At 42.0% G+C, this 22446-nt stretch carries 9 protein-coding genes; 8 read left to right on the forward strand and 1 reads right to left on the reverse strand.

Annotated features, from left to right (window positions below; genetic code table 11):
• Position 1: 1 nt before the first annotated feature.
• The 8 genes from KZ793_RS11440 to KZ793_RS11475 all read left to right on the forward strand — a co-directional run bounded on the left by KZ793_RS11440 (position 2) and on the right by KZ793_RS11475 (position 22037).
• Positions 2-3403, forward strand: a complete 3402-nt coding sequence (locus tag KZ793_RS11440; RefSeq protein WP_225815484.1) for a non-ribosomal peptide synthetase — start codon at positions 2-4, stop codon at positions 3401-3403.
• Positions 3400-13236: a non-ribosomal peptide synthetase gene (locus tag KZ793_RS22670; RefSeq protein ID WP_225815457.1), complete on the forward strand. Its 9837-nt coding sequence runs from the start codon at positions 3400-3402 to the stop codon at positions 13234-13236. The genes KZ793_RS11440 and KZ793_RS22670 overlap by 4 nt, the downstream gene beginning before the upstream one ends.
• A 35-nt stretch (positions 13237-13271) precedes the next feature.
• A complete protein-coding gene (locus tag KZ793_RS11450) occupies positions 13272-15110 on the forward strand; it encodes a thioesterase domain-containing protein (RefSeq protein ID WP_225815458.1) in 1839 nt (612 codons plus the stop codon).
• A gap of 40 nt (positions 15111-15150) precedes the next feature.
• Positions 15151-16818, forward strand: a complete 1668-nt coding sequence (locus KZ793_RS11455; protein WP_225815459.1) for a cyclic peptide export ABC transporter — start codon at positions 15151-15153, stop codon at positions 16816-16818.
• Positions 16819-16890: 72 nt separating this feature from the next.
• Complete coding sequence (locus KZ793_RS11460; RefSeq protein ID WP_225815460.1) at positions 16891-17634, forward strand: aspartyl/asparaginyl beta-hydroxylase domain-containing protein; 744 nt, start codon at positions 16891-16893, stop codon at positions 17632-17634.
• A gap of 61 nt (positions 17635-17695) precedes the next feature.
• On the forward strand, positions 17696-18676 hold the full coding sequence (locus tag KZ793_RS11465; protein ID WP_225815461.1) for a TauD/TfdA family dioxygenase: 981 nt from the start codon (positions 17696-17698) through the stop codon (positions 18674-18676).
• A 2-nt stretch (positions 18677-18678) separates the two neighbouring features.
• Positions 18679-21102, forward strand: a complete 2424-nt coding sequence (locus KZ793_RS11470; RefSeq protein ID WP_225815462.1) for an acylase — start codon at positions 18679-18681, stop codon at positions 21100-21102.
• A 101-nt stretch (positions 21103-21203) separates the two neighbouring features.
• On the forward strand, positions 21204-22037 hold the full coding sequence (locus KZ793_RS11475; protein WP_225815463.1) for a cupin-like domain-containing protein: 834 nt from the start codon (positions 21204-21206) through the stop codon (positions 22035-22037).
• On the opposite strand, the gene KZ793_RS11480 is transcribed toward KZ793_RS11475, so the two are convergent.
• Entirely contained in the window at positions 22034-22309 is a 276-nt protein-coding gene (locus tag KZ793_RS11480) for a hypothetical protein (protein ID WP_225815464.1), read from the reverse strand. The genes KZ793_RS11475 and KZ793_RS11480 overlap by 4 nt on opposite strands.
• Between the last annotated feature and the right edge of the window lie 137 nt (positions 22310-22446).

Consider the following 22446-nt stretch of genomic DNA (forward strand, 5'->3'; position numbering starts at 1 on the left):
TATGAACCTAAAAGGCTTTATTGATAGATTGTCCGAGCAGGAAGTTCGTCTTTTTGTTGAAAATGGGGCGCTAAAATCTCAGTCTGCTCCCGGTGCCATTACGCCTGAACAGGGAAAATTTATTAAACAAAACAAACAAGCAATTATTGATTTTCTCTCTTATGCAGAGGTAGGGGGGCAACAGAAACTTTCGTTATTACAACGTCGGCACCTTACCAAGGCACCGTTATCCTTTGCGCAGCGCCGTTTTTGGCTGGTCGAACAGGTTTCTACTGTTGAACGTCAGTATAAGATTTCAACCGCGTTCAATTTATATGGTCAATTTTCCTTGGAAGCCGCAAGCCAGGCGATGGATGCCATTCTTAAGCGACATGAAATTTTACGAACTGTTTATCAGGAATCACAGGGCATGCCCGAACAAGTCGTGTTGGACGACTATGTTTTCCAGATTGACAAAGACACTCTTGCCGATGAAGTTGACCAACAGCAACACATAGAGGATTGGCTGGCGGGGCAGAGACAGAGACGATTTGATTTAAGTAGGGATTTACCGCTAAGAGTGGCTTATTTGGCATCTGATCTAAAATCAGATACATCTGATAAGCCGTTGGCTGGCGTATTGTTTTTTGATTTGCACCATATTGCTGCTGATGGCTGGTCTCTGGCGATATTAGTTGATGAATTTACCCTTATTTATCAGCAAATTGTTCATGGTAAACCCGCCTTGTTGACTGAGCTTGAACTGCAATACTCGGACTATGCCTGCTGGCAGAATCAAGCTGAAACTCAGCAAATGTTTGACGAGCAGTTGCAATATTGGCAACAACAGTTGGCTAACCTGCCGTTGGTTCATGAATTGCCTTTGGATTATGCACGCCCTCAAAAATTGGATATGCGCAGCACAACGCACACGCAAAAGATACCAATGGAGACGATTAGTAAACTTAAGCGATTAGCTGTGGATTCAAATGCCACTTTATTCATGCTCTTGCATACCGCTTTTGCTGTGATGCTAGGTCGCTACAGCGATAACCCGGATGTGATTATTGGGACACCTATTACAAGTCGACCGGTACAGAAACTGGAATCGCTAATTGGTTGTTTCCTCAATACTCTTGTGTTGCGTTTGGATTGTACACCGACGCTGACATTCAATGAGTTGTTGAAGAGTGCAAGGCAGGTGCACCTTGATGCACAGAGCAATCAGGCCATTCCATTCGAATTATTAGTCGAGAAGTTGCTAGCTGAGCAAAGCACTGTGTTTACTCCCTTATTCCAAGTGCTTTTCTCAATGCAAAATTATGAATCTCAACAGTTGGAACTTGCTGATGTTGAATTTGAAGAGGTTATTGCACAAGGGGGACAAACGCAGTTTGATTTAACCCTAACCGCTACAGAAGATAAGGACGGATTGTCACTGATTTTTGAGTTTAATCAAGGGCTCTTTCATCCGGGCACAATCGCCCGTTTTGCTGAAAATATGCAGTTGTTGTTGGCACATATTGCGGTCAACGGTGATAGACCAATTAATCAATTGGCGATCGTCAGTGAGCAGGAACAAGCTGTGTTGGACAAGTCTCATCAATCAGCTTGGCAACTGCCTGAGGAACAACCTTTTGTGCATCAGCTTATTCAACAGAGGGCGGCTGAATATCCGGAGCGAGTGGCAATTCGCTACCAGGAGCAAAGCCTCAGTTTTGCTGAACTTGATGCAAGGGCTAATCAGATCGCTCAATTCTTATTGACTAAAGGTGCTGACAACAACCCGTTGGTTGCTATTTTGATGGAACCTGGCATTGACTTTGTTGTCAGCATGTTAGCGATATTGAAAGCAGGGTGTGCTTATTTACCATTGGACCCTACTTATTCTGTAGCACGGCTAAGTTTTATCTTGGCTGACAGCCATGTTGGTTTGGTTATCGTCGATAACAAGAGTATCGATAAGGTCGATTTACCAATGGGTAGCATTGGCACTATCTTGCTCAATGACACTGAAATTGCTGCCCAGGCCCGTACTGAACCAATGTTGACCTCAAGTGTGACAGCAGATTCCCTTGCCTATGTCATTTATACCTCGGGTTCGACAGGTAATCCTAAAGGGGTGATGATCTCGCATGGGGCTTTGAGCGCATCAACTGTTGGGCGGTTTAATTCATACTCGATAGTACCGGAGAAATTTTTACTGGTTTCATCATTTGCTTTCGATTCATCGGTTCCGGCGATATATTGGGGGCTTGGCAGCGGTGCAACGTTGCATTTAATGGCCCCCCAGGATGCGAAAGATGCATCGTATGTGGCAAAGATTATAGACAGTCAACAAATTAGCCACGTTCTTTTTATTCCCAGTTTCTACGATGCCGTCCTTGATTCCCTTACAGGACATTCACTACGTAAGGTGATTTGTGCCGGCGAAAATTTGTCGGACAAAGTTAAGACAAAACATTTCCAATGTCAGCCTCAGGCAACTCTGGTCAACGAATATGGGCCAACGGAAACCACGGTATGGTCTTCGTTGAAAATCTTTGAAAAGGCGACTGAGTCAGTCACGATTGGTCGTCCTGCTCCCCATGTGTCACTTTATGTGTTGGCAAAAGATCGCTCCCAATGTCCGGTTGGTGTAGTTGGAGAACTGTATGTTGGTGGTGTCGGATTAGCAAAAGGGTACTTGAACCGACCAGAACTGACGGCTGAACGTTTTATTGATCATGTGGACTCTAAAGGTAACAGCGAACGACTATATCGCACCGGTGATTTAGTGAAGGTGTTGCCATCAGGCGAAATTGCTTACATTGGCCGAAACGATTTCCAAGTGAAATTGCGTGGTTTTCGTCTTGAATTGGGTGAAATTGAGAACTGTATCCGCGCTAATTTTGATGTAGCGGATGTTGTGGTTTGTGTGAGGCTGGATGACAAGCAGAGGCAATCCTTGGTGGCTTATTTGGTAGCACCGTCGATGCTCGACATACGTGAACAGCGCGATAAAGTCGAGCGCATCTTACCGGAGTTTATGTGGCCTAGCTTCTATGTGTTATTGCCGGAAATGCCACTGACTGAGAATGGTAAAGTTAATCGTAAAGCCCTGCCTGCTCCAAGTATGGAAAATATCGCTGAGGAGCCTTTTACGCCACCAGAAACGACAACTGAAAAGCAGTTGGCTGAATTGTTCCATAGAGAGCTTGGGTTGGAGCGAATCAATATTGTGGCCCGGTTTGTACAGCTCGGTATTCACTCACTGCAATTTGTCAAACTCGGCAGTGTCATCAGAGAAGAATTGAAGATAGAACTGTCCGTGAAGGATTTTTACGTCTATGACACTCTGTTTGCTTTAGCACAGTATGTTGAGCATCAGCTTACTGAACAACAGAAACAGATTGGGGAAGAAAGGGAGGTCGTTGAACTGTGAATATCGCTGCATTTTTAGCTGACTTAAAACAGCAAGACATTATGGTATACCTTGAATCTGACTCGCTTAAGCTGAACGCGCCTAAAGGCGCAGTATCGCAAGATATGCTTACTGAGTTGAGAGCGCATAAGGTAGAGATTATTGCGTATCTGCAAGGGCAACAATCAAATCCATTACCGATCAAGACTGTCGACAGAGGGCTAACTCGGTTACCTCTTTCTTTTGCGCAACAACGCCTGTGGTTCATCGACCAGCTCTTTGGCAGCAGCGAACATTACAATATGGCGACGGTGTTGGAAGTGAGTGGCGCGTTCGATTTAACGATTGCTGAAAAAGTCATGCAACGAATTGTCGAACGCCATGAAGTGTTGCGCTCAGTTTACCGAGAAGAACAGGGAGAAGTATGGCAGGAGATTCAGCCAGATGTAGATGTTAAGGAAAAAATCAATGTTCGGCACTTGACATGTGATCCTGCTGAGCTGAAAGCGATATTTTATCAGTATGTTTCTGCTCCGTTTGACTTACAGAAAGATCTAATGGTCCGGATTGACTTTTTTACAACTGATACTCAGCGGCAATTTCTTATCATCAATTTGCACCATATTGCTGGAGACGGATTGTCTTTCTCTCTATTGATGGAAGAATTTGTCACCCATTATCAAGCGATTAAGCAGAGTCTGCCGGAATCCTTGCCTGCATTGCCGGTGCAATATGCAGATTATGCTTATACTCAGCAGTCATGGATTGCTGACGGGGTATTTGATGCGCAACTTGATTATTGGCAACAAAAATTAGCTGATATACCGCAAGTTCACCAATTTCCATTGGATTTTCAGCGGCCTGTGAAACAGACCAACTATGGTGTCAAGGTGCGATTCCGATTGGATCGGCAATCTTCGGCGATGTTGCGTAAACATGCAGGCAATGCCGGTGCGACCTTGTTTATGTTATTGCACGCTGCATTTTCAGTGTTTATCGCTCGCTACAGCCAGCAAACGGATATTGTTATTGGTACACCGGCCACGAACCGTAAACAAAAAGAGTTACAGTCACTGATCGGGTTGTTTGTCAATACGCTGGTGTTGAGAACCGAATATCAGGGCCAGGCTGATTTCATGCAGTTTGTGCAGCATGTAAAGCAAGTCAACATTGAAGCACAAATGAATCAGGATTTGCCGTTTGATGTTCTCGTGGAGAAATTGGCGGTGAGTCGGAACATTGCTTACTCACCGATATTCCAATTCATGTTCGCAATGGATACGACTGAGGCCAGCGAATCGAGACTGGATGACGTGGTATTTACCCCGGTATCTTCGGGTGAAGCATTCTCTAAATTTGATTTGGAACTCGATGCGATTGATGACAGTGACACTATTCTGTTTGAAGTGGTGTACAACAGTAGCTTATTCCATGAACACACTATTGCAAGGTTACTCAAATCGTTTGAAATCTTGTTGATTGATATCGCCAAAAATCCTTATAAAACATTAGACTCTTTAGCGTTGTTGGGTGAAGACGAAAAGCGCCGTTTAGGACAACAACTGGCGATACCATCTTCTATTGCAACAACGACAGAATCTGTGCAATACCAGTTCGAACGTCAGGCAGAACAAAGATCCGATGCCACCGCTTTGGTATGGCAGGTTGCAGGAGAAAATCAAACCCTGACATATCGCGAGTTAAACCAGCGGGCTAACCGATTGGCGCATCACCTCATCGAAAAGGGGGTTAAGCCGGGCAATATTGTCGCGTTATGTTTACCTCGTTCCCCTGAGATGATTGTCAGTATATTGGCTGTACTGAAAGCAAGCGCTGCTTACACCCCCATTGACGTTGACAACCCTCAGTCCCGAATCCATCACATTATTGCGGATTGCCAGCCGGCGGTTGTGTTGACGAACAACGCATATGCAGACAAGTTTGCTGAACTGAATGTCATTGTTGAGCTGTTAACCTCGGAAATGGAGCCATTTTTAGGGATTGCCTCTGATAATCCGAATATCAACCATAGCTTGGATGAACTTGCTTATGTCATGTATACCTCTGGATCGACGGGCAAACCTAAAGGGGTCATGGTAGAGCATACGCAGTTGAGCCATTTTGTTGCGGCAGCATTGGCAATGTATTCCGTTAAACCTGACGACAACGTATTACAGTTCTCCTCATTTGCATTTGATATTTCCATTGAAGAGTGTTTTGTCACCCTATGTGCAGGTGCCACTTTAGTATTGAGGAACGATGATTGGCTCAACAGCGCTGACCTATTTTGGCAACAGTGTTGTCAACACAACATCACCTTAATGAGCTTACCCACCGCATTTTGGCATCAGGTAAGTAGTGGCGACGCCTTGGTGCCTGACACACTACGGTTGGTTATCGTTGGCGGTGAAGCAATTAATGCTGAAATTGTCAGGCATTGGTTTGCATCAGCAAATCATCCTCCGGTGATGAATACCTACGGGCCGACCGAAACGACAGTCTTGGCGAGTCACCACTTGATGGAATCCGCGTTGCAGATTGATCAGTCGGTTCCCATTGGCAGGGTATGTGGTCATGTTAAAGCCTATATTGTTGATGAGTATTTGAATTTGGTGCCACAAGGTGTCATTGGTGAATTAGTTGTTGGTGGTAAAGGCGTTTCCCGAGGTTACTTAAACAGACCTGAGGAGCAGCAGAGGAGTTTTATCCAGGTTGCTTTTTTCGGCGGTGAGGTTGAGCGGCTTTACCGGACCGGCGATCTGGTGAGGTTTAATGTTCATGGTGAAATTGAATATATCGGGCGGAAGGATAACCAGATAAAAATTCGGGGTTTCCGTATTGAGCTAGGTGAGATTGAGAACCAACTTATTGCGATTGATGGGGTGAGGCAAGCGGTTGTCACTGCTGATGAGCTTAATGGCAATAAACAACTGGTTGCATACTACGTTGCGGATGCGCCGCTGGAGCCAGTAGCGTTGAGGGAACAAATAAGCCAAACCTTGCCGGAATATATGGTCCCGAATGTCTTTATTTCGCTAATCAGTATTCCAATGACGGTAAACGGTAAAGTCGACTATAAAGCGTTACTGAGTGTAGAGACACCAGAGCCGTTACCAGAAAACTACCATTTCCCGCAGGGGGAACTGGAGGAGCAACTGGCTGATATGTGGCAGCAGTTGTTAGGCCATCCTAAAGTGGGCCGTACCGATAACTTTTTCAAGCTAGGGGGACATTCCCTGTTGGCGATTAAATTGGTATCGGAAATCCAGCAAACCTTGGCCGTACAGATCTCGGTTCGGGCAGTCTTTGAAAGCCAAACCTTGGCTGAATTTGCACAATTGATCGCTGAACAACAGACAGCAACTAACGGCAATGCAGCGATAGCGCCAATTACGCCTGTAGTTGAAGTGATGGGAGCTGAGATGGCGCGGCTTCCATTGTCGTTTGCCCAGCAACGGCTTTGGTTTATTGACCAGTTAGATGGGCAAACGCCTCAATATAATATGCCGTTGTCATTAACCGTCAAAGGGGACTTCAATCTCGCTATCGCTGAACGTGCGATAAACATTATTGTTCAACGCCACCAGGTGCTCCGAACTGTCTATCGGCATGATACTAGCGGTGCATGGCAGGAAGTGCTGGACAAGGTAACTGTGAAGATTGACCGTATTGACTATCAAAGCCTTGGGGAAAAAAGCTGCCAACAGCAGGTGCAAGCATTTATTCAGCAGCACGCGGAGCAGACATTTGATTTGGCTAACGATGTCATGCTGCGAGCGGCCTATCTAAAGATAACGGAAGATCAGTGTGTTATGGTATTCAATATGCACCATATCGCATCAGATGGTTGGTCAATCAAAGTGCTTGCTGATGAGTTTGTCAACATATACAGCCAATTGCTTGAAGGCCGTCAGCAACCGGCTTTGCCATCTCTACCCATTCAATATAAAGATTATGCTGTCTGGCAACGGCAACAACTACAGGGTGAAACGTTACAAGCGGATCTTAACTACTGGTTAACTCAGCTTAATGAGTTGCCTCCTGTACACGATTTACCGTTGGATTACCCGCGTCCATTACAACTTGGTAGCAGTGGTGGGTTATTTGAATTTAGTGCTGACAAGTCTCTTTTGATTGGACTCAAATCGCTTGCCAGTCAGCATAATACCAGTCTGTTTGTGGTATTACATGCTGCATTTACCCTGTTACTTGCCCGTCATGGTCAAAGCAAAGATATTGTCATAGGAACGCCGGTTGCGAATCGTTTGCAGCCAGAAGTTGAGCCGCTTATCGGCTTTTTCGTCAATATGCTAGTGCTGCGCACCAAATACCAAGCAGATCTCACTTTTGCTGAATATCTGTCACATATTCGCCAGGTTAATATTGATGCTCAAGCGCATCAGTTACTGCCGTTTGAATTGTTGGTTGAGAAAATGCAGCCGGAGCGGAGTGCAAGTTATTCGCCACTATTCCAAATCGTATTCTCAATGGATACCAATGAATCCAAGGTATTGCAATTGAGTAACGTTGAATTTGAGTACCTTGATAGCGAGCATGTTACCGCCCAGTTTGATTTGACCTTAGATGCCAGTGAAAGTGAGGACAGTCTTGATTTTAGTTTTGAATACAACTGTGAACTATTCGAACGGTCGACAATAACCCGATTTAGCCAACGGTTTCTGACTTTATTGTCTGCATTAGTGAGTGACCAATATCAAACGGCTCCTTTGACTAAACTGCCAGTGTTAACTGAGCAGGAAAGGCAATATCTGTTGAGCGATATCAATGACAATTGGCAGCCTTATCCTGCTGATAAGTGTATTCATCAGTTGTTTGAAGAACAAATGGAACGGAGTCCGGAACAAATAGCGGTTATTGACGGCGAGCTTCATCTCACTTACTGGCAAGTGAATGCTCAAGCTAATCAGGTAGCCCACTTTTTGTTGGACAAAGGTTATACATCGGATTCCTTTATTGCGGTTTGTATGGAGCGTACTGCGGCCTCAGTGATTACCGTACTTGGCATCTTGAAGGCGGGTTTAGCCTATGTGCCATTTGATGCTGATCAGCCATTGCAGCGGATTGAATACATTCTTCAAGAGAGCGGTACACCATTGGTTGTGGTTGATGATATTCAGCGTTTGCCCATTGAGGTGGCTTCGGCGTACAACGTCTGGCGATTGGATGAAATATTAAGCCAGTCACGGATTGATACCAATATTGCGGCGACGCAGAGTCATTCAACTGCGACCAATTTGGCTTACATGACTTACACTTCAGGAACAACTGGCCATCCCAAGGGAGTGATGGTTGAGCACACGGCGATGATAGCGCGTTTGTATGGCTGGGATGCGGTATTTGGCTTATTCCAGAAGCCGCCAACAGTATTGCAAATGGCGGGTTTGGCGGTGGATATTTTTCTGGGTGATATCGTTAAGAGCTTGACCACCGGTGGTCGCTTGGTGATTTGCCGCAAGTCGGATTTGATTACCACAGAGGCTTTGTATCAGCTTATCGAACAACAACAAGTGACGTTTGGTGACTTTGTGCCGGTCATTCTGAGAAATTTACTCGATTATGCTGAACAAAACAGGGTTCAATTGAATTCACTGCGCCATATATTAGTGGGTTCCGAAGCCTGGTATGGCCGTGATTTGAACCGTTTACAAAAGCTGATGCATACCGATGCCCGTTGTTTCAATATTTATGGACAAACAGAATCGGTGATTGATGCCAGTTACGGTGATGTGACGCATCTCTCTTTACCTGATGATGCCTATGTTCCCATCGGTACGCCGTTTGCCAATACCCACATTTATATCCTTGATGCTTATGGCGAGCCTGTGCCTATGGGGGTGGTTGGTGAAATTGCGGTAGGTGGCCCGGGTTTGGCAAGAGGTTACAACCGCAATAGCGAATTAACGCAACAAAAATTTGTTAAAGACAACCTTTCTGGCCGTTGTGGTTATATTTATCACACGGGTGATCAAGCTAGATTAAAATCTGATGGGACTCTGGAGTTTTTAGGGCGTAATGATGATCAAATAAAACTGCGTGGGTTCCGTATTGAACTGGCTGAAATCGATGCCAAGCTGCGTGCATTGCCTGATGTGCAGAATGCTATTGCTGTGGTACGGGAAATTGAGCCGGGCAATAAACAAATTATTGCTTATCTTCAAACGCCACAATCGTTATTGGTTGAACAGATCAGAGAACAGCTACGGCATCAATTACCTCATTACATGATCCCCAGTGCATTTGTATGTCTGGATGCTTTCCCGGTGAGTATTACCGGAAAAGTGGATAAAGAAAAACTACCTGCACCAGAAGCCAGAGCTTTTACCAGTACTGAATATGTTGCGCCACAAAATGAGGTTGAAAGAACATTAGCGTCTATTTTTGCCGTTGTTTTGAAGCAGGAGAAAGTGAGTCGTTACGATAATTTCTTTGCGTTGGGTGGTGACTCAATATTAATTGTGCGTGTTGTTGCGATGGCTAAACAGGTGGGTTTAGCACTCAGTGTAAAAGATATTTTGGCCTATCAAAGTATTCATGAAATAACGCAGCAGTTACCTGATTTGAACGACAAAAGCGTCTCTGCTAAAGATGCTTATCGTGCTTTTTCATTACTCACAAATGACGAACGGGCGGTATTGACTGAGCCATCCACATTGGATGATGCATATTCATTGTCGAGTTTGCAAATGGGGTCTATTTATCATCAGCTAAAAGATGAAAGTTACCACATTGTAGAACATTACTCGATTAATGCAGTGTGGAGTGAACAAGCGTTTCGTCAAGCATTTAATGCCATAGTACAACGCCATGAGTTATTGCGTGCAACATACAACTTCGAATTAGGGAGAGCGTTGCAATATATTCATAAAACGATTGCTTTGCCGGTTACGCTTAATGATGGTCGCCACCTTTCCGTGCAGGAATTCGAGCATCAATTAGACCGCTGTTTGGCGCAGGAAAATAGCAACTTTTTCGTTGAAAATGAATTGATGTGGCGAGTTCATGTATTTGTTGATGCTAATAATACATTTGCTCTGGTTTTGTCCCATCAACATGCCATTCTTGATGGTTGGAGTGTTGCCAACCTAAAAGTTGAGTTTATGGAAAACTATTTATCGGTGTTGTCTGGCGGTTCCATTCCACCAAGAGCTGACTTACCGCATTACGGTGAATACATTGCTGAAGAACTGGCTGCTATTGATGATCCTGAACACAAAGCGTATTGGCAGCATATTGCCAACGCTGCTGTACTTCCTGACTGGACTGGAAAAGGGTCAACACAACATTATTCTGCTCGCCTTGAGCTATCTTATTTACATGACGATTTGCAACAACTTGCGATGCGCTTAAAAGTACCGTTGCGCACATTGCTGTTGGCGGTACATGTTTATGTATTGGCGAAAATCAATGGCACTGATTCCATCACCAGTTCGGTAGTAAGCCACGGGAGACTTGAAGTGGAGGGGGCTGAATCTTGTCTTGGATTATTCTTGAATACGCCGCCGGTTAATGCAGATATTCATCAACAAACTTGGGCGTCGTTGATTCAGCAATTAACCGAATATAGCACTGCAAGCTGGCCTTATCGACATTATCCGGTTGCTGTGATGCAAGAGGAATTCAAGTGTGATTACTCTGGTGCTTTGTTTAACTATGTCGATTTTCATGTGTCTGATGAGTTACAGACAACTCAAGATGCTGAGCCTGAGCAGGCTTATGATCATGAATATGAACGAGTTGATTATGGTTATGATTTTGTTTGCCATCATAGTTCAGCTAATAGTTTTCTGGTTCTGCAATTAGCGTTGACCCAATCGGTGTTTGGGAAACATCAGGCGGGGCAAATATTAGCCTGTTATGAAACGGCAATAAAATCGATGTTAGCTTCACAACATCATCATTTGGGGCATGCGGATTATTTAGCATCAGGTCAAATCCAACACTTGCATCAATTAGCCCATAATGCCTCATCTATTGCTAATGATTGCCCATCTGTGACGCAATTATTTGCCCGAATTGCGCGTCAGATACCTGATGAAGTGGCCTTGTCAGGGCCTTGGGGCAGCATGAATTATGCTCGGTTGGCGTTAGCGGCTGACAAGCTGGCGACACTCCTTATTGCGCGGGGTATCGGGGTAAATGATACGGTGGGTATTTATTTATCCCGTAGTCCTGAGGTAGTGATTAGCGTCTTGGCTATTTTGAAGGCGAACGCGACATTTGTACCATTGGCAACCGATTATCCAACAGAACGCATTGCCCATATTATTAATGATGCGGATATTCAGCTTATTGTTTCACAACGTTCTGAAAGTCACACTTTGCCTGTTGATGAACAACGTATTGTTATGGTTGATGAGATTGACTCGGTTGATACTGCGGTTGTGGCACAAGAAGTGGCATTATCAGCGCAAGAGCGTGTTGCTTACATCATGTATACCTCGGGTTCAACGGGTACGCCGAAGGGCATTAAGATCAGCCATCACAATTTACTGAGCTATTATCAGGCGGTTCAACGCTGTTATCCGGCAAATTCTGTCCACGCGGTATTGCAAATTGCCAACATTGGTTTTGATATTTTTATCGAAGAATTAATGTTGTCGGTATTTTCCGGTGGTCGTTTGGTTCTGGATAATCATAAAACAGCGTATAGCGTTAAACAGTTATGTCAGATCATTGATGCACAAAAAGTCACACTGATTTCAGTACCCACAGCCTTATGGCATGAGTGGACGTATCAGTTAACTGCCGACGATGTTGAACAACTCGTTAATCATTTGGAGGTATGTATCGTCGGGGGTGAAGCCATGCGAATGGAGTTATTGGCGCTATGGCAACAAAAAACACAAGGAAAGATCCGTTTATTCAACACTTATGGACCGACGGAAACAACCATCGTGGCAACCGCTATCGATGTCACACAGTTAGACACCTTAGCAGACTCAGTGGTGCCTATAGGTCGTCCTTTGGCACATTGTCAGACCTATGTTTTGGATTCTCAGGGGGGATTGGTACCGCCAGGTGTTATTGGTGAACTCTACATTGCTGGTGATGCCTTAAGTTTAGGTTATGTGAATAACCCAGAGCAAAATGCGGCCCAGTTTGTTGAAATGGCTATCTTGCCGGAACAAACAGTACGCTTATATAAAACCGGTGATCGTGTTTATTGGAATAACGATGGTGAACTGGTTTATGTCGGTCGTCTTGATAATCAGGTCAAAATCAGAGGTTTTCGTATCGAAACTCGCGAAATAGAGTCAGCACTGTCAGCTATTGATGGCGTGGCGACAAGTATTGTGCGAGTGATTGTCGATGCGACTGGCGAAAAACAACTGTGTGCTTGGCTGGTTATGCCAGAGGGTACCGAAACGGATGCTGTCATCCCCTCGATAAGGGAGCAACTGAAAACCCGATTACCAGAGTATATGGTGCCAACCCTATATGCTGTGATAGCCACTATACCAACCACGGCTAATGGTAAAGTGAATTTTGCTGCCCTACCTGAGCCAAAACCTTGCATTACGCGAGGGTTGGATCGTATTGCGGAAACTGAAATTGAAAAACAATTGGTACAACTGTGTGCCGACGCACTGAAATTACCGTTAAGCATGGTGAGCTTAACCGCGTCTTTTATCGAGTTGGGCGGGAATTCGTTAACCTTGTTGAGGTTTTTACATCAGATACAACAGACTTTTGCTGTCGTGGTCAGCGTTGCCGATGTCATGACGGCCAGTGATCTAGCAATACTGGCACTGATAATTGAGCGTAAGCAGTTGCAACAAGCTGAACCAGTCAATCAGGGGCATAACTCGGTGGCAGAAGAAGGCTGGTTATGATGATAAAAATAGACGCTGATAAATCAGGTGGAATAATGCGAATCGTTGATATTATTCGGCAAACTTCGGCTGCGGGGGTGCAGTTATTTGTTGAGCACGGCAAATTGGGTTTTAAGGTCATGTCAGGTTGTGTTTTTACTCCTGAACTAAAAAACCTGGTGATTGCTAATAAAGCTGACATTATTGCTTTTTTAGCGCCAGATGACGCCATTAAATTGGTGTCATTGGGGGCTGACCAAACGCCATTATTTTTGGTTCCTGGCGCAGGTGCTCCAGTATCATCTTTTATTGATTTAGCCCGAGAAATAAAAAACGATTTCTGCCTCAAAGTATTTGATGCAACTTCTCTGTTCTTGGAAGGGAAAACAGTTACTGTTAAAACATTGGCTGAACGTTATGCGGCATTACTTTTGCAAGACTATCCACAAGAGCATTATCGACTGGTGGGGGATTGTGTAGGGGCATGTGTTGCTTTCGAGGTCGCTTTGGCGTTGGAAAATGAAGGGAAAACGGTTGACTTGATAGCGATTGATAGTTTTCTTACCGCCTATGATCGACAGCCTTATACCCGCGAGGAGATCGATGAAGTCAGTGCAGAGCTAGCTCAAGGCATTGAAGGTGAAGCTCTGGAAAGGTTTATTGAAGTTTATAAAAGCTACTCTATGATGGCTTGCAATTATGTACCATCGGCCAGGTTAAAGGGCACGATGACATTCATTTATTGCGAAACTTCTATACAACTACGGGCAGAAAAAAAGAAAATTATTGCATCCTTACAAGATCATGTCACACAAACGATTACTTGTGGCATGGTAGGTGGTGATCATTATTCAGTATTAAAACCGGGTGCCGTTGAAGGTCTGGCTGAGGCTATATTGCTACAACGCTACCGGCCAGAGCCTTCATTCAAAAAATCGAACTTAACCTATCAGGAGTTGCTCGACATTGTGCAATATCGGGCCGATATTTACCGGCCTATAAATAATATCAATCATTGTCACCGAGTGAGGATACCACAGATCGGATGTTGGTTTATTGAGATAGCGGATGGCCGTGTACATATTGATTTCAACGCTGATGATGCAATGTGCACGCAATATGATTTTTATAGTGAGATTGAAATCAGTATAGATTCATTAATAGCGTGCGTAACCAGCGAGGAACCATCAGCCGCTATTGCTAAGGCGATATTGAATAATAAAATTCAGGTACAACGAGGAGAAGCGTTGTATCACTTATTATGGATTGTTTTTGGCATAACGGAACCTGATGAGATTTTTTGCTGGATTGATCAACGAGACAGCCAAGATGAGCATTTAGGTGTGCAAACTCATGGAATTACTTTTGACGATAAATGGCATGCCAATTCTCACATTTGTACTCGCTATATGCCTGCTTATTACAGTGTGATTCACAAGGCATTAATGTCTCTGCCGATCGAGTACAGTGACTTTCAATTTATCGATTTGGGGTGTGGGAAAGGGCGATCTATTATATGTGCATCCAGCTACAACTTTAGCCAGATTACCGGAGTAGAAATTGTTGAATCGTTGGCATTAATTGCGCAGAAAAATGTTAATGCTATAAAGCAAAAAAATCATATTGAGGTAATACAAGCTGATGCAAATGACTATCGATTTAATGAAAACCATGTGGTTATTTATAACTTTGATAGTTTTTTTAATGATCAGCTTAAGCAAATTCTACGGCGGTTGAAAACAGATGTTTATGACAAAGGCTATAAAGTGTTGATTTTACAAATTAATGGTGATGATGCTATTTATCAACAGTGTTTTTGGTTAACGCCAAAAACAGTTAGCCGAGGTTTTATGGGAGGATGGAATATCACTTTGTGGCAAAGTAAAGGTTATTAAAGTTTGGCAATAATAAAATTTTATTTAGGAGTTAATCTCGATGATCTCTGATTTGGTGAAAGCTAATCGGTTAAAAATTATTTTTAATAGTATTGTTGGTGCTTTTAGTGCTTTCTTTAGTATTTGGTTAATTTCCTTGATTACCGATGATGCATTGGAGCAGATTAGTGCTGACTTAGTATCATGGACAGTTAAGTTTTTCATCGGGCTCGCTTGTTTATTTATTGTGAGTTCTTTTGCTAATTACTTAATGACAAAGTTAAGTGTCAAAATTATTTTTGAAGTTCGTAGTACCTTAGTGAAACGTATCTTGAATACCCCTTATGCTATTTTGGATAGGATTGGTGGGCATAAAGTTCAGGCTAGCTTAACATCTGATGTAAGCGATATTTCCAGGGCTATTTCTACCATGCCGCAGTTTATTTATCATGTGATTACAGTGATTGCATGTTTAGGTTTTCTGGCATTCAAATCGATTGATCTGTTTATGGTCACGCTGGTAATTCTCCCGTTAGGGATTTGTGTTTCGCGTTATTTCATCAGTAAAGCCGAAGCTTATGATGAAATATATCGCGATGATTATGATAACCTTCATGAACAGTTTAAGAGTCTAGTAGATGGAGTTAAAGAGCTTAATAACAATGAAAAACGCAAACATTCGTTTTTTAATCGAGGTGTTTTACCCTCATTAGAAAAGATTAATGACTCTGATCTTAAATCAGAAATTTTCTGGAAGCTGAATGAAAATTGGGGACAAATATTATTATTTCTGGTGCTTGGAACTATTTTATTTTCTCATGTTATGTGGGGTATAGGGGAAAGTAACGATATTCTTACCTTTATCTTTATAATGACCTTTTTACTGGGCCCTGTTGATTTTATTTTGTCCTCACAGGAAACCATAGTAAAAGCGCTCATATCTCTGCGCAAGATTGATCGCTTGAGGTTTTCTGAAAACTTATCAATGGAGCCAACTGTAACCAATACAGAAGAGTATAAAGAATGGTCTCGAATTTCCCTGCATTCTATAAGCTTTAAGTATACTGGTGAAGGGAACTGTTTTTCTGTTGGGCCGATTAATCTGGATATTCAGCGCGGCGAAATTATCATTATTAAAGGCGGTAATGGCAGTGGTAAGTCAACTTTTGGCAAATTGTTGATTGGCCTGTTGAATAAATATGAAGGTGATATTTTCATAGATGATAAGGTGGTTAATAAAGATAACCGAGAGAATTATCTGAATATGTACAGTGTTATTCATTCGGATTTTTATCTGTTTGATACGGTAATTAATCGAAAAGGTGAACTTGCCGATGATGAATTAACTCGTCAATATCTGAAAAAATTGGATTTAGCAGGAAAAGTCACGGTTAAAGATGGCAGATTGTCCACAACTAAGCTTTCTCATGGTCAACGTAAACGCTTAGCTCTGGTTATCTCTTATATGGAAGATGCACCTATTTATTTATTTGATGAATGGGCAGCCGATCAGGACCCTAATTATAGAGGGTTTTTCTATAATGAATTACTCCCTGAAATGAAGCGCAATGGAAAAACTATCATCGTTATTAGTCATGACGATAAATATTTTCATATTGCGGACAGAGTTATCACTATGGATAATGGTTTAGTGGATAATATTGAAACTAACGTACATCCTGATAAAGTAGAAAATGCCGCTTTGGCGTCCGCTATTTCTACTGTGTAATTATAACAGGAAAGTGTAATTATAATAGGAAAATGTAATCATAATAGAAAATAGATATCAGGGAGATTATTAATGTTGGAACTATTTGAAGATCAATTAGCTGGAATCAAAGAAAGATATGGGAATGACTGTTTAAAAAGAGTAGAGGATATGTTTTATCCTTTATTACAACAAAGAGCACCATTACAAGCAGATGCCAAGTATATCATGCCTGGGCTTTCTACCACGCCTTGGTTGGATACGAATTCTTTTCCGCAGTTGCAGCCGTTAGTAACCTCATTGATGAATAATGCGGGTAAAATAAAACAGGAAATTAACGCGGTCATCAGCGGTGAATCCCAACATATAACCGATTATGAGCACTATTTGGGAACTCAAAAAGATTGGAAAGCGTTATATTTGTTCAAAAATGGTCAGCCTAATAACGTAGTTGCCAATATTTTGCCCGCTACATGGCATATTTTTAATAATGAGTTACGGGATTGGCATTGTCCTCTATTGGAAGTTCACTTTTCGGTATTGCAACCGGGTACGGTGATTAAACCGCATTGTGATTTGTGGAATTTTACCCTTAATTTACATTTTGCGGTCGATATTCCTGCTAGCAATTGTGAGATCATCGTTGCTAATGAAGCCAGATGTTGGAAGGAAGGAGAATGTTTACTTTTTGATTATTCTTATCAGCATGAAGCTTATAACCGTTCAGATAAACATAGAATTTGTTTATTAATGGATATCTGGCATCCCAGCTTATCGTTTGCGGAACGGGAAGCACTGGTTTTGATCATTACCGGTATTCGTAAACTTTTCGGTTAGTTTATTTTTCTGGATATGTGTTGCTAGGTATTGGCAACACAGTTTAAAAGGATAGCCTATTATGAATAGAAAGGGGCAATGCATGGTGTCTGATATTCAGGCGTTTGATGACTTCGTTTTTGAGCTTGATTCAACAGAACAGACATATTTAAAACAGGAATTTTTAGAGTCTACTCTAAAATATGATATTGATAATTTCGAGGAATTTTACTGGAAATGTTTTTATCAATCGTTTCATTTGCCTGTGAGTTTACAGAAAAAGTTATTTGATTTTCGTGCGTTAGAAAATGAAAATTATTTGCTGATAAAGGGATTACCTATCCCTGATGAGCTTGGTTTAACACCTTTATCTTATGAGCAAACAAATGGTTCTGAGGTGGCGGGTATTCGCACTTTAATATCAACGATTTTATCTCGAATTGGATATATTTATTCGTTTGTTAATAAAAAGAATTTTAATTTTATCGATGATATTTTTCCAATGGAAAAATATAGAAATATGCAGTTAGGGGCAAACAAGGAATTTTTGGAATGGCATGTTGAAGATGGTTTCCACGATGCGAAAGCTGACTGGGTTGCTTTATATTGCCTACGTGGCGATAAAAATGCGGAAACCTACTTGTTTCAAACAAAGAATATTCGTTTGGATGCTGAAACTATTGCTGAATTGCAAAAACCAAACTTTGAGATCGATGTCGATCCGACATTTGTGTCGAATACTGGTGGCCGCCGTTGTGTTGCCATATTAAGTCAACATGAAGAGCCAGAAATGATATTTGATCCAGCTTATATGCGTTGTTTAACACCAAATGCAGAAGCAGCGTTGGAAAAGTTGAATCAGTGTATTAATGAAAATAGAGAGACCTTTATATTATCTCCTGGAGACATGTTGCTATTTGATAACCGTAAAGTTGCTCATGCACGCAGCGAGTATGAACCTCGATACGATGGTTATGATCGTTGGTTACTCAGAGCATTAATATTGGAATCAAAATTCAAAGCCAGAGATTGCTTTTATACAGGTACTTTAAGGGCAAAATAAAAATGACATCATTTAAAACAATATTATTTAAAACAATATCATTTAAATCAATCACATTACTGTTGATTACCTTATTAACAATAAGTTGTAGCGGATTTAAAAGTTATTCAGAAAAGACGAAGACAGCATTTGAAGCGAAAATTGTTCGTACTCATTATGGTGTCCCTCATATTTATGCACACGACTTGGGAAGCTTGAGTTTTGGCAATGCCTATGCTCAGGCACAAGATAATATATGCATTATGGCGGATGATTATGTGCGCATTAGAGGGGAGCGTGCTCGTTTCTTTGGTGCTGATAGAGATAAGCAGGGGGACTCACTGAATTTAATTCAGGACTTCGGTTATAAAACGTTAGCTTTGGTGGAACAGGCGCGTGAAAAATGGCCGCAATTAAGTGCTGATTCACAGGTAATTATTGATGGATTTGTTGCAGGTTATAATACCTACCTGTCCCATGTTAAGGAAGGGCGTTATACCTTACCAAAAGCTTGTCGAGATCAAGAATGGGTAGCACCTATTCAACGTGAGGATGTGCTGGCATATGTGTTTTCTATTGCGGTATTTCCTGGTTCTGCCCAATTTCTTGCTGATTATTATACAGCTGATCCCAATAATGATGATCAAAAACAATTGGCTTCCCATACATCAAGGCATAATGATTATTCCATTGGTTCGAATGGTTGGGCGTTAGGCCGTGATAAAGTTGAAGGGGTCAATAGCATGTTATTGGCGAACCCCCATTTTCCTTATGAAGGCGATCTTCGTTTTTGGCAAGTGCATCATGTCATGAACGGAAAGATTGATGTTATGGGAGCGTCTTTAATTGGTTTTCCGGGTATTATTAATATTGGATTTAATCACAACATTGCCTGGACTCACACTTATTCATCGGCTGAACATGTCATTGTTTATAAAATGCAAACTGCTGCTAACAATCCGCTCAATTATGTGATTGATGGTGTTATTAAACCGGTAATGTCGAAGCCAATTCATATTGAAGTCAAAACCGATAGCGGTATTAAAACGGTCACCAAAGATCATTTTTATACTGATATTGGGCCCATTATTGAAAATGAAGACTTTGCTTGGTCCGAGTCTGAATTTTATGTCGTGAAAGATGTCAATCTTTACAATCTTGATATGCTTGATCATTGGTTGGCGTTGAATCGAGCGGATAGTCTTGCTGATGCAAAACAATCTTATAAAGATTTTAATGGCTTGGCTTTTAATAACACTTTGTTAACTGGTAAAGAAGGCGTTGGTATTTTTATTGGTGATAAAGCTGTACCGGCATTGTCTCTTGAAGCTATTCAATTATTGAATGATAACGAAACCCTAGCGGCAGCACGTGAGAAGTATGACGTGACTATTTTACCGGGTAACTCATCATCCATGATTTTTACCGAAGCCTTGGGTTATGATCAGATCCCGCAGCTTGTGGAAACATCCTATGTACAAAATTCCAATGATTCTCACTGGGCAACGAACTTGGAACATTTACTCGAAGGTTTTTCCCCACTTCTGGGTAATGAACGAAAACCCCTGTCGTTCAGAACTCGTATGGGATTGCAACTAATACAGGATGCGGCGGGTGATAATAAGCGATTTTCTCTCATGGAGTTAGAACGGGCGTTATTCTCTGAGCGTTCATATTTAGCCGAACTGATATTAAAAGATGTGGTTGCCCTATGTGATAAAACACCGAATCGATTAATTAGATTGGTGAATGGCATGAAGGTCGATATTACTCAGGCATGTCAATTGCTATCACAATGGAACGGTGAATTTAATGCTGATAGTCGGGGCGCGATTATATTCCGTGAATTAGCTTTTTTAATTGATCAGCAAAAACACTTTGCTGTACCGTTTGACATAGCCCATCCGGCAACAACGCCACGCCAATTAAAACAAAGTGAAGAGTTTGTCACCTTGTTAGCACGAGCGGTTGCTAATGTGAATAATGCGGGGCTGGCTTTAGATACTCCGGTGAGTCAGTTTCAATTTATTGAAAGTACCGCACCTGACGGTAAACCGGCAGATAATCGCATGAGTTGGCCGGGGTTGTTTGGAAAAGAAGGCGGCTTTAATATGATCGCTCCGCGGGATGAGGATGAAACCCTGTTTCCTAAACATCATTATACTGTGGGTAATGATGTGGTGACTGGTGAGGCATTGGAATCGGAGCTAACTGATCAAGGATATCATATTCGTTATGGTTCTAGTTGGATAATGCTGGTGGCATTTGATCAACAAGGACCTAATGCGCGTGGGTTACTCACTTATTCGCAATCTTCTGATATTGATTCGCCTCATTTTGCGGATCAGAGCCGGTTTTATTCTCATTATAAACAGCTATTGCCGCTGCCTTATCGGCCAGAAGACGTTAAGCAATCAACTATTTCGGAATTGGTTATCCAACATTAGGCAATAAGATTATTTGGGGCTTGGCTGGATAAAATTATTAACTGGCGACTTAGTTCCGTCAGTTATAGAGAAGACTATTTATTCTTTGGAACTATATAAATATGATGGATTTTTCTAATTCTGGTTGTCAGAAATGTGTAGAGTTCACCATGCCATCTATCGAGGATGTGTTTACTTGTATGCTGGATAGAGTCCCTTTTATTATTCGAGGAGGGGCTGAACAGTGGGTAGCAAGAACGAAGTGGACATGGGACTATTTTCAGCAAAAATTTGGTCATCACCTGATAAACGTGTTTCGATCATCAAATAATAAAGATAATAAATATATGTCTCTTGGTGACTATATTGATTATATAAAAGATGTGGAAGAACCCGATCCTTATTATGCCTCTGCGTGGCAGTTCTCGCTCTATTTTAAAGAGTTGGTGAATGATTATGAGGTCCCTGACTATTTTTCTTGCTTGATTCGTCAGCGTGTTGCAGACGATATTTTGCATAATGAAGCCGCATTACTATTACTTCGCTGGATTTATATGGGGCCTAAAAACAGTGGTTCTCGTTTGCATTTGGACATTGCCTCTACTCATGCCTGGAATGCGGTTATTAGTGGTCGAAAAGAGTGGGTATTTTATGGGCCGGAAGAGGCAGTGAAAATAGGTTATGGCAAAGTTGATGCTTTTAATCCTGATCTGGCCTTATATCCCGATTTCATTCAGGCTCAGGGTATTCATTGTGTACAGAATCCTGGTGATATTGTTTTCACCCCTTGTACACACTATCACCAAGTTAAAAATTTGGAGTCAGGAATTTCAATCACTGAAAATTTTATTAATGACACGAATTTGGAGCTTGTTAAGAATGCCATCACTAACGACGATGATATATCACCTGAACAAGCGGGTTTTATTCGGATGTTGATTCCTGAATTAGGTTAATTGTTGGAAACAAAGGGGTAATTAATGGTAGTAATAAGGTGAAAAAATGCCTTGGGGCTAACGTAAATGGCGTTTTTAGCGCCGATTATCATAGTCAGGCGACTTGGCCCCGTCGGCTGACTATATTGGGTTGAAGCAGGTTGTTCTACTTTGTAAAAATGGGCAGCTTTATCCAGTATGTCGTAAAACCCCATTCTTTCAGAGGGTGTCAAATTGCTAAGAATGCAGTTATTGTGGCAGCTTGGATTTTGGGTATTTTGCGTCGAATTCATGAAAAAAATCCTGCTAATTTTAGAAAAACAACAAATTTTGTCGTCAAAGCGACATTCCTGCATAAAGTGTTTTAACATTTGACTGTTAAATACGTACAATCTCCTCCCTGAATGTGTTCTCTACAGAATAGGCTTGG

This window comes from Photorhabdus antumapuensis (assembly GCF_020387775.1).
Classification (GTDB): Bacteria; Pseudomonadota; Gammaproteobacteria; order Enterobacterales; family Enterobacteriaceae; genus Photorhabdus; species Photorhabdus antumapuensis.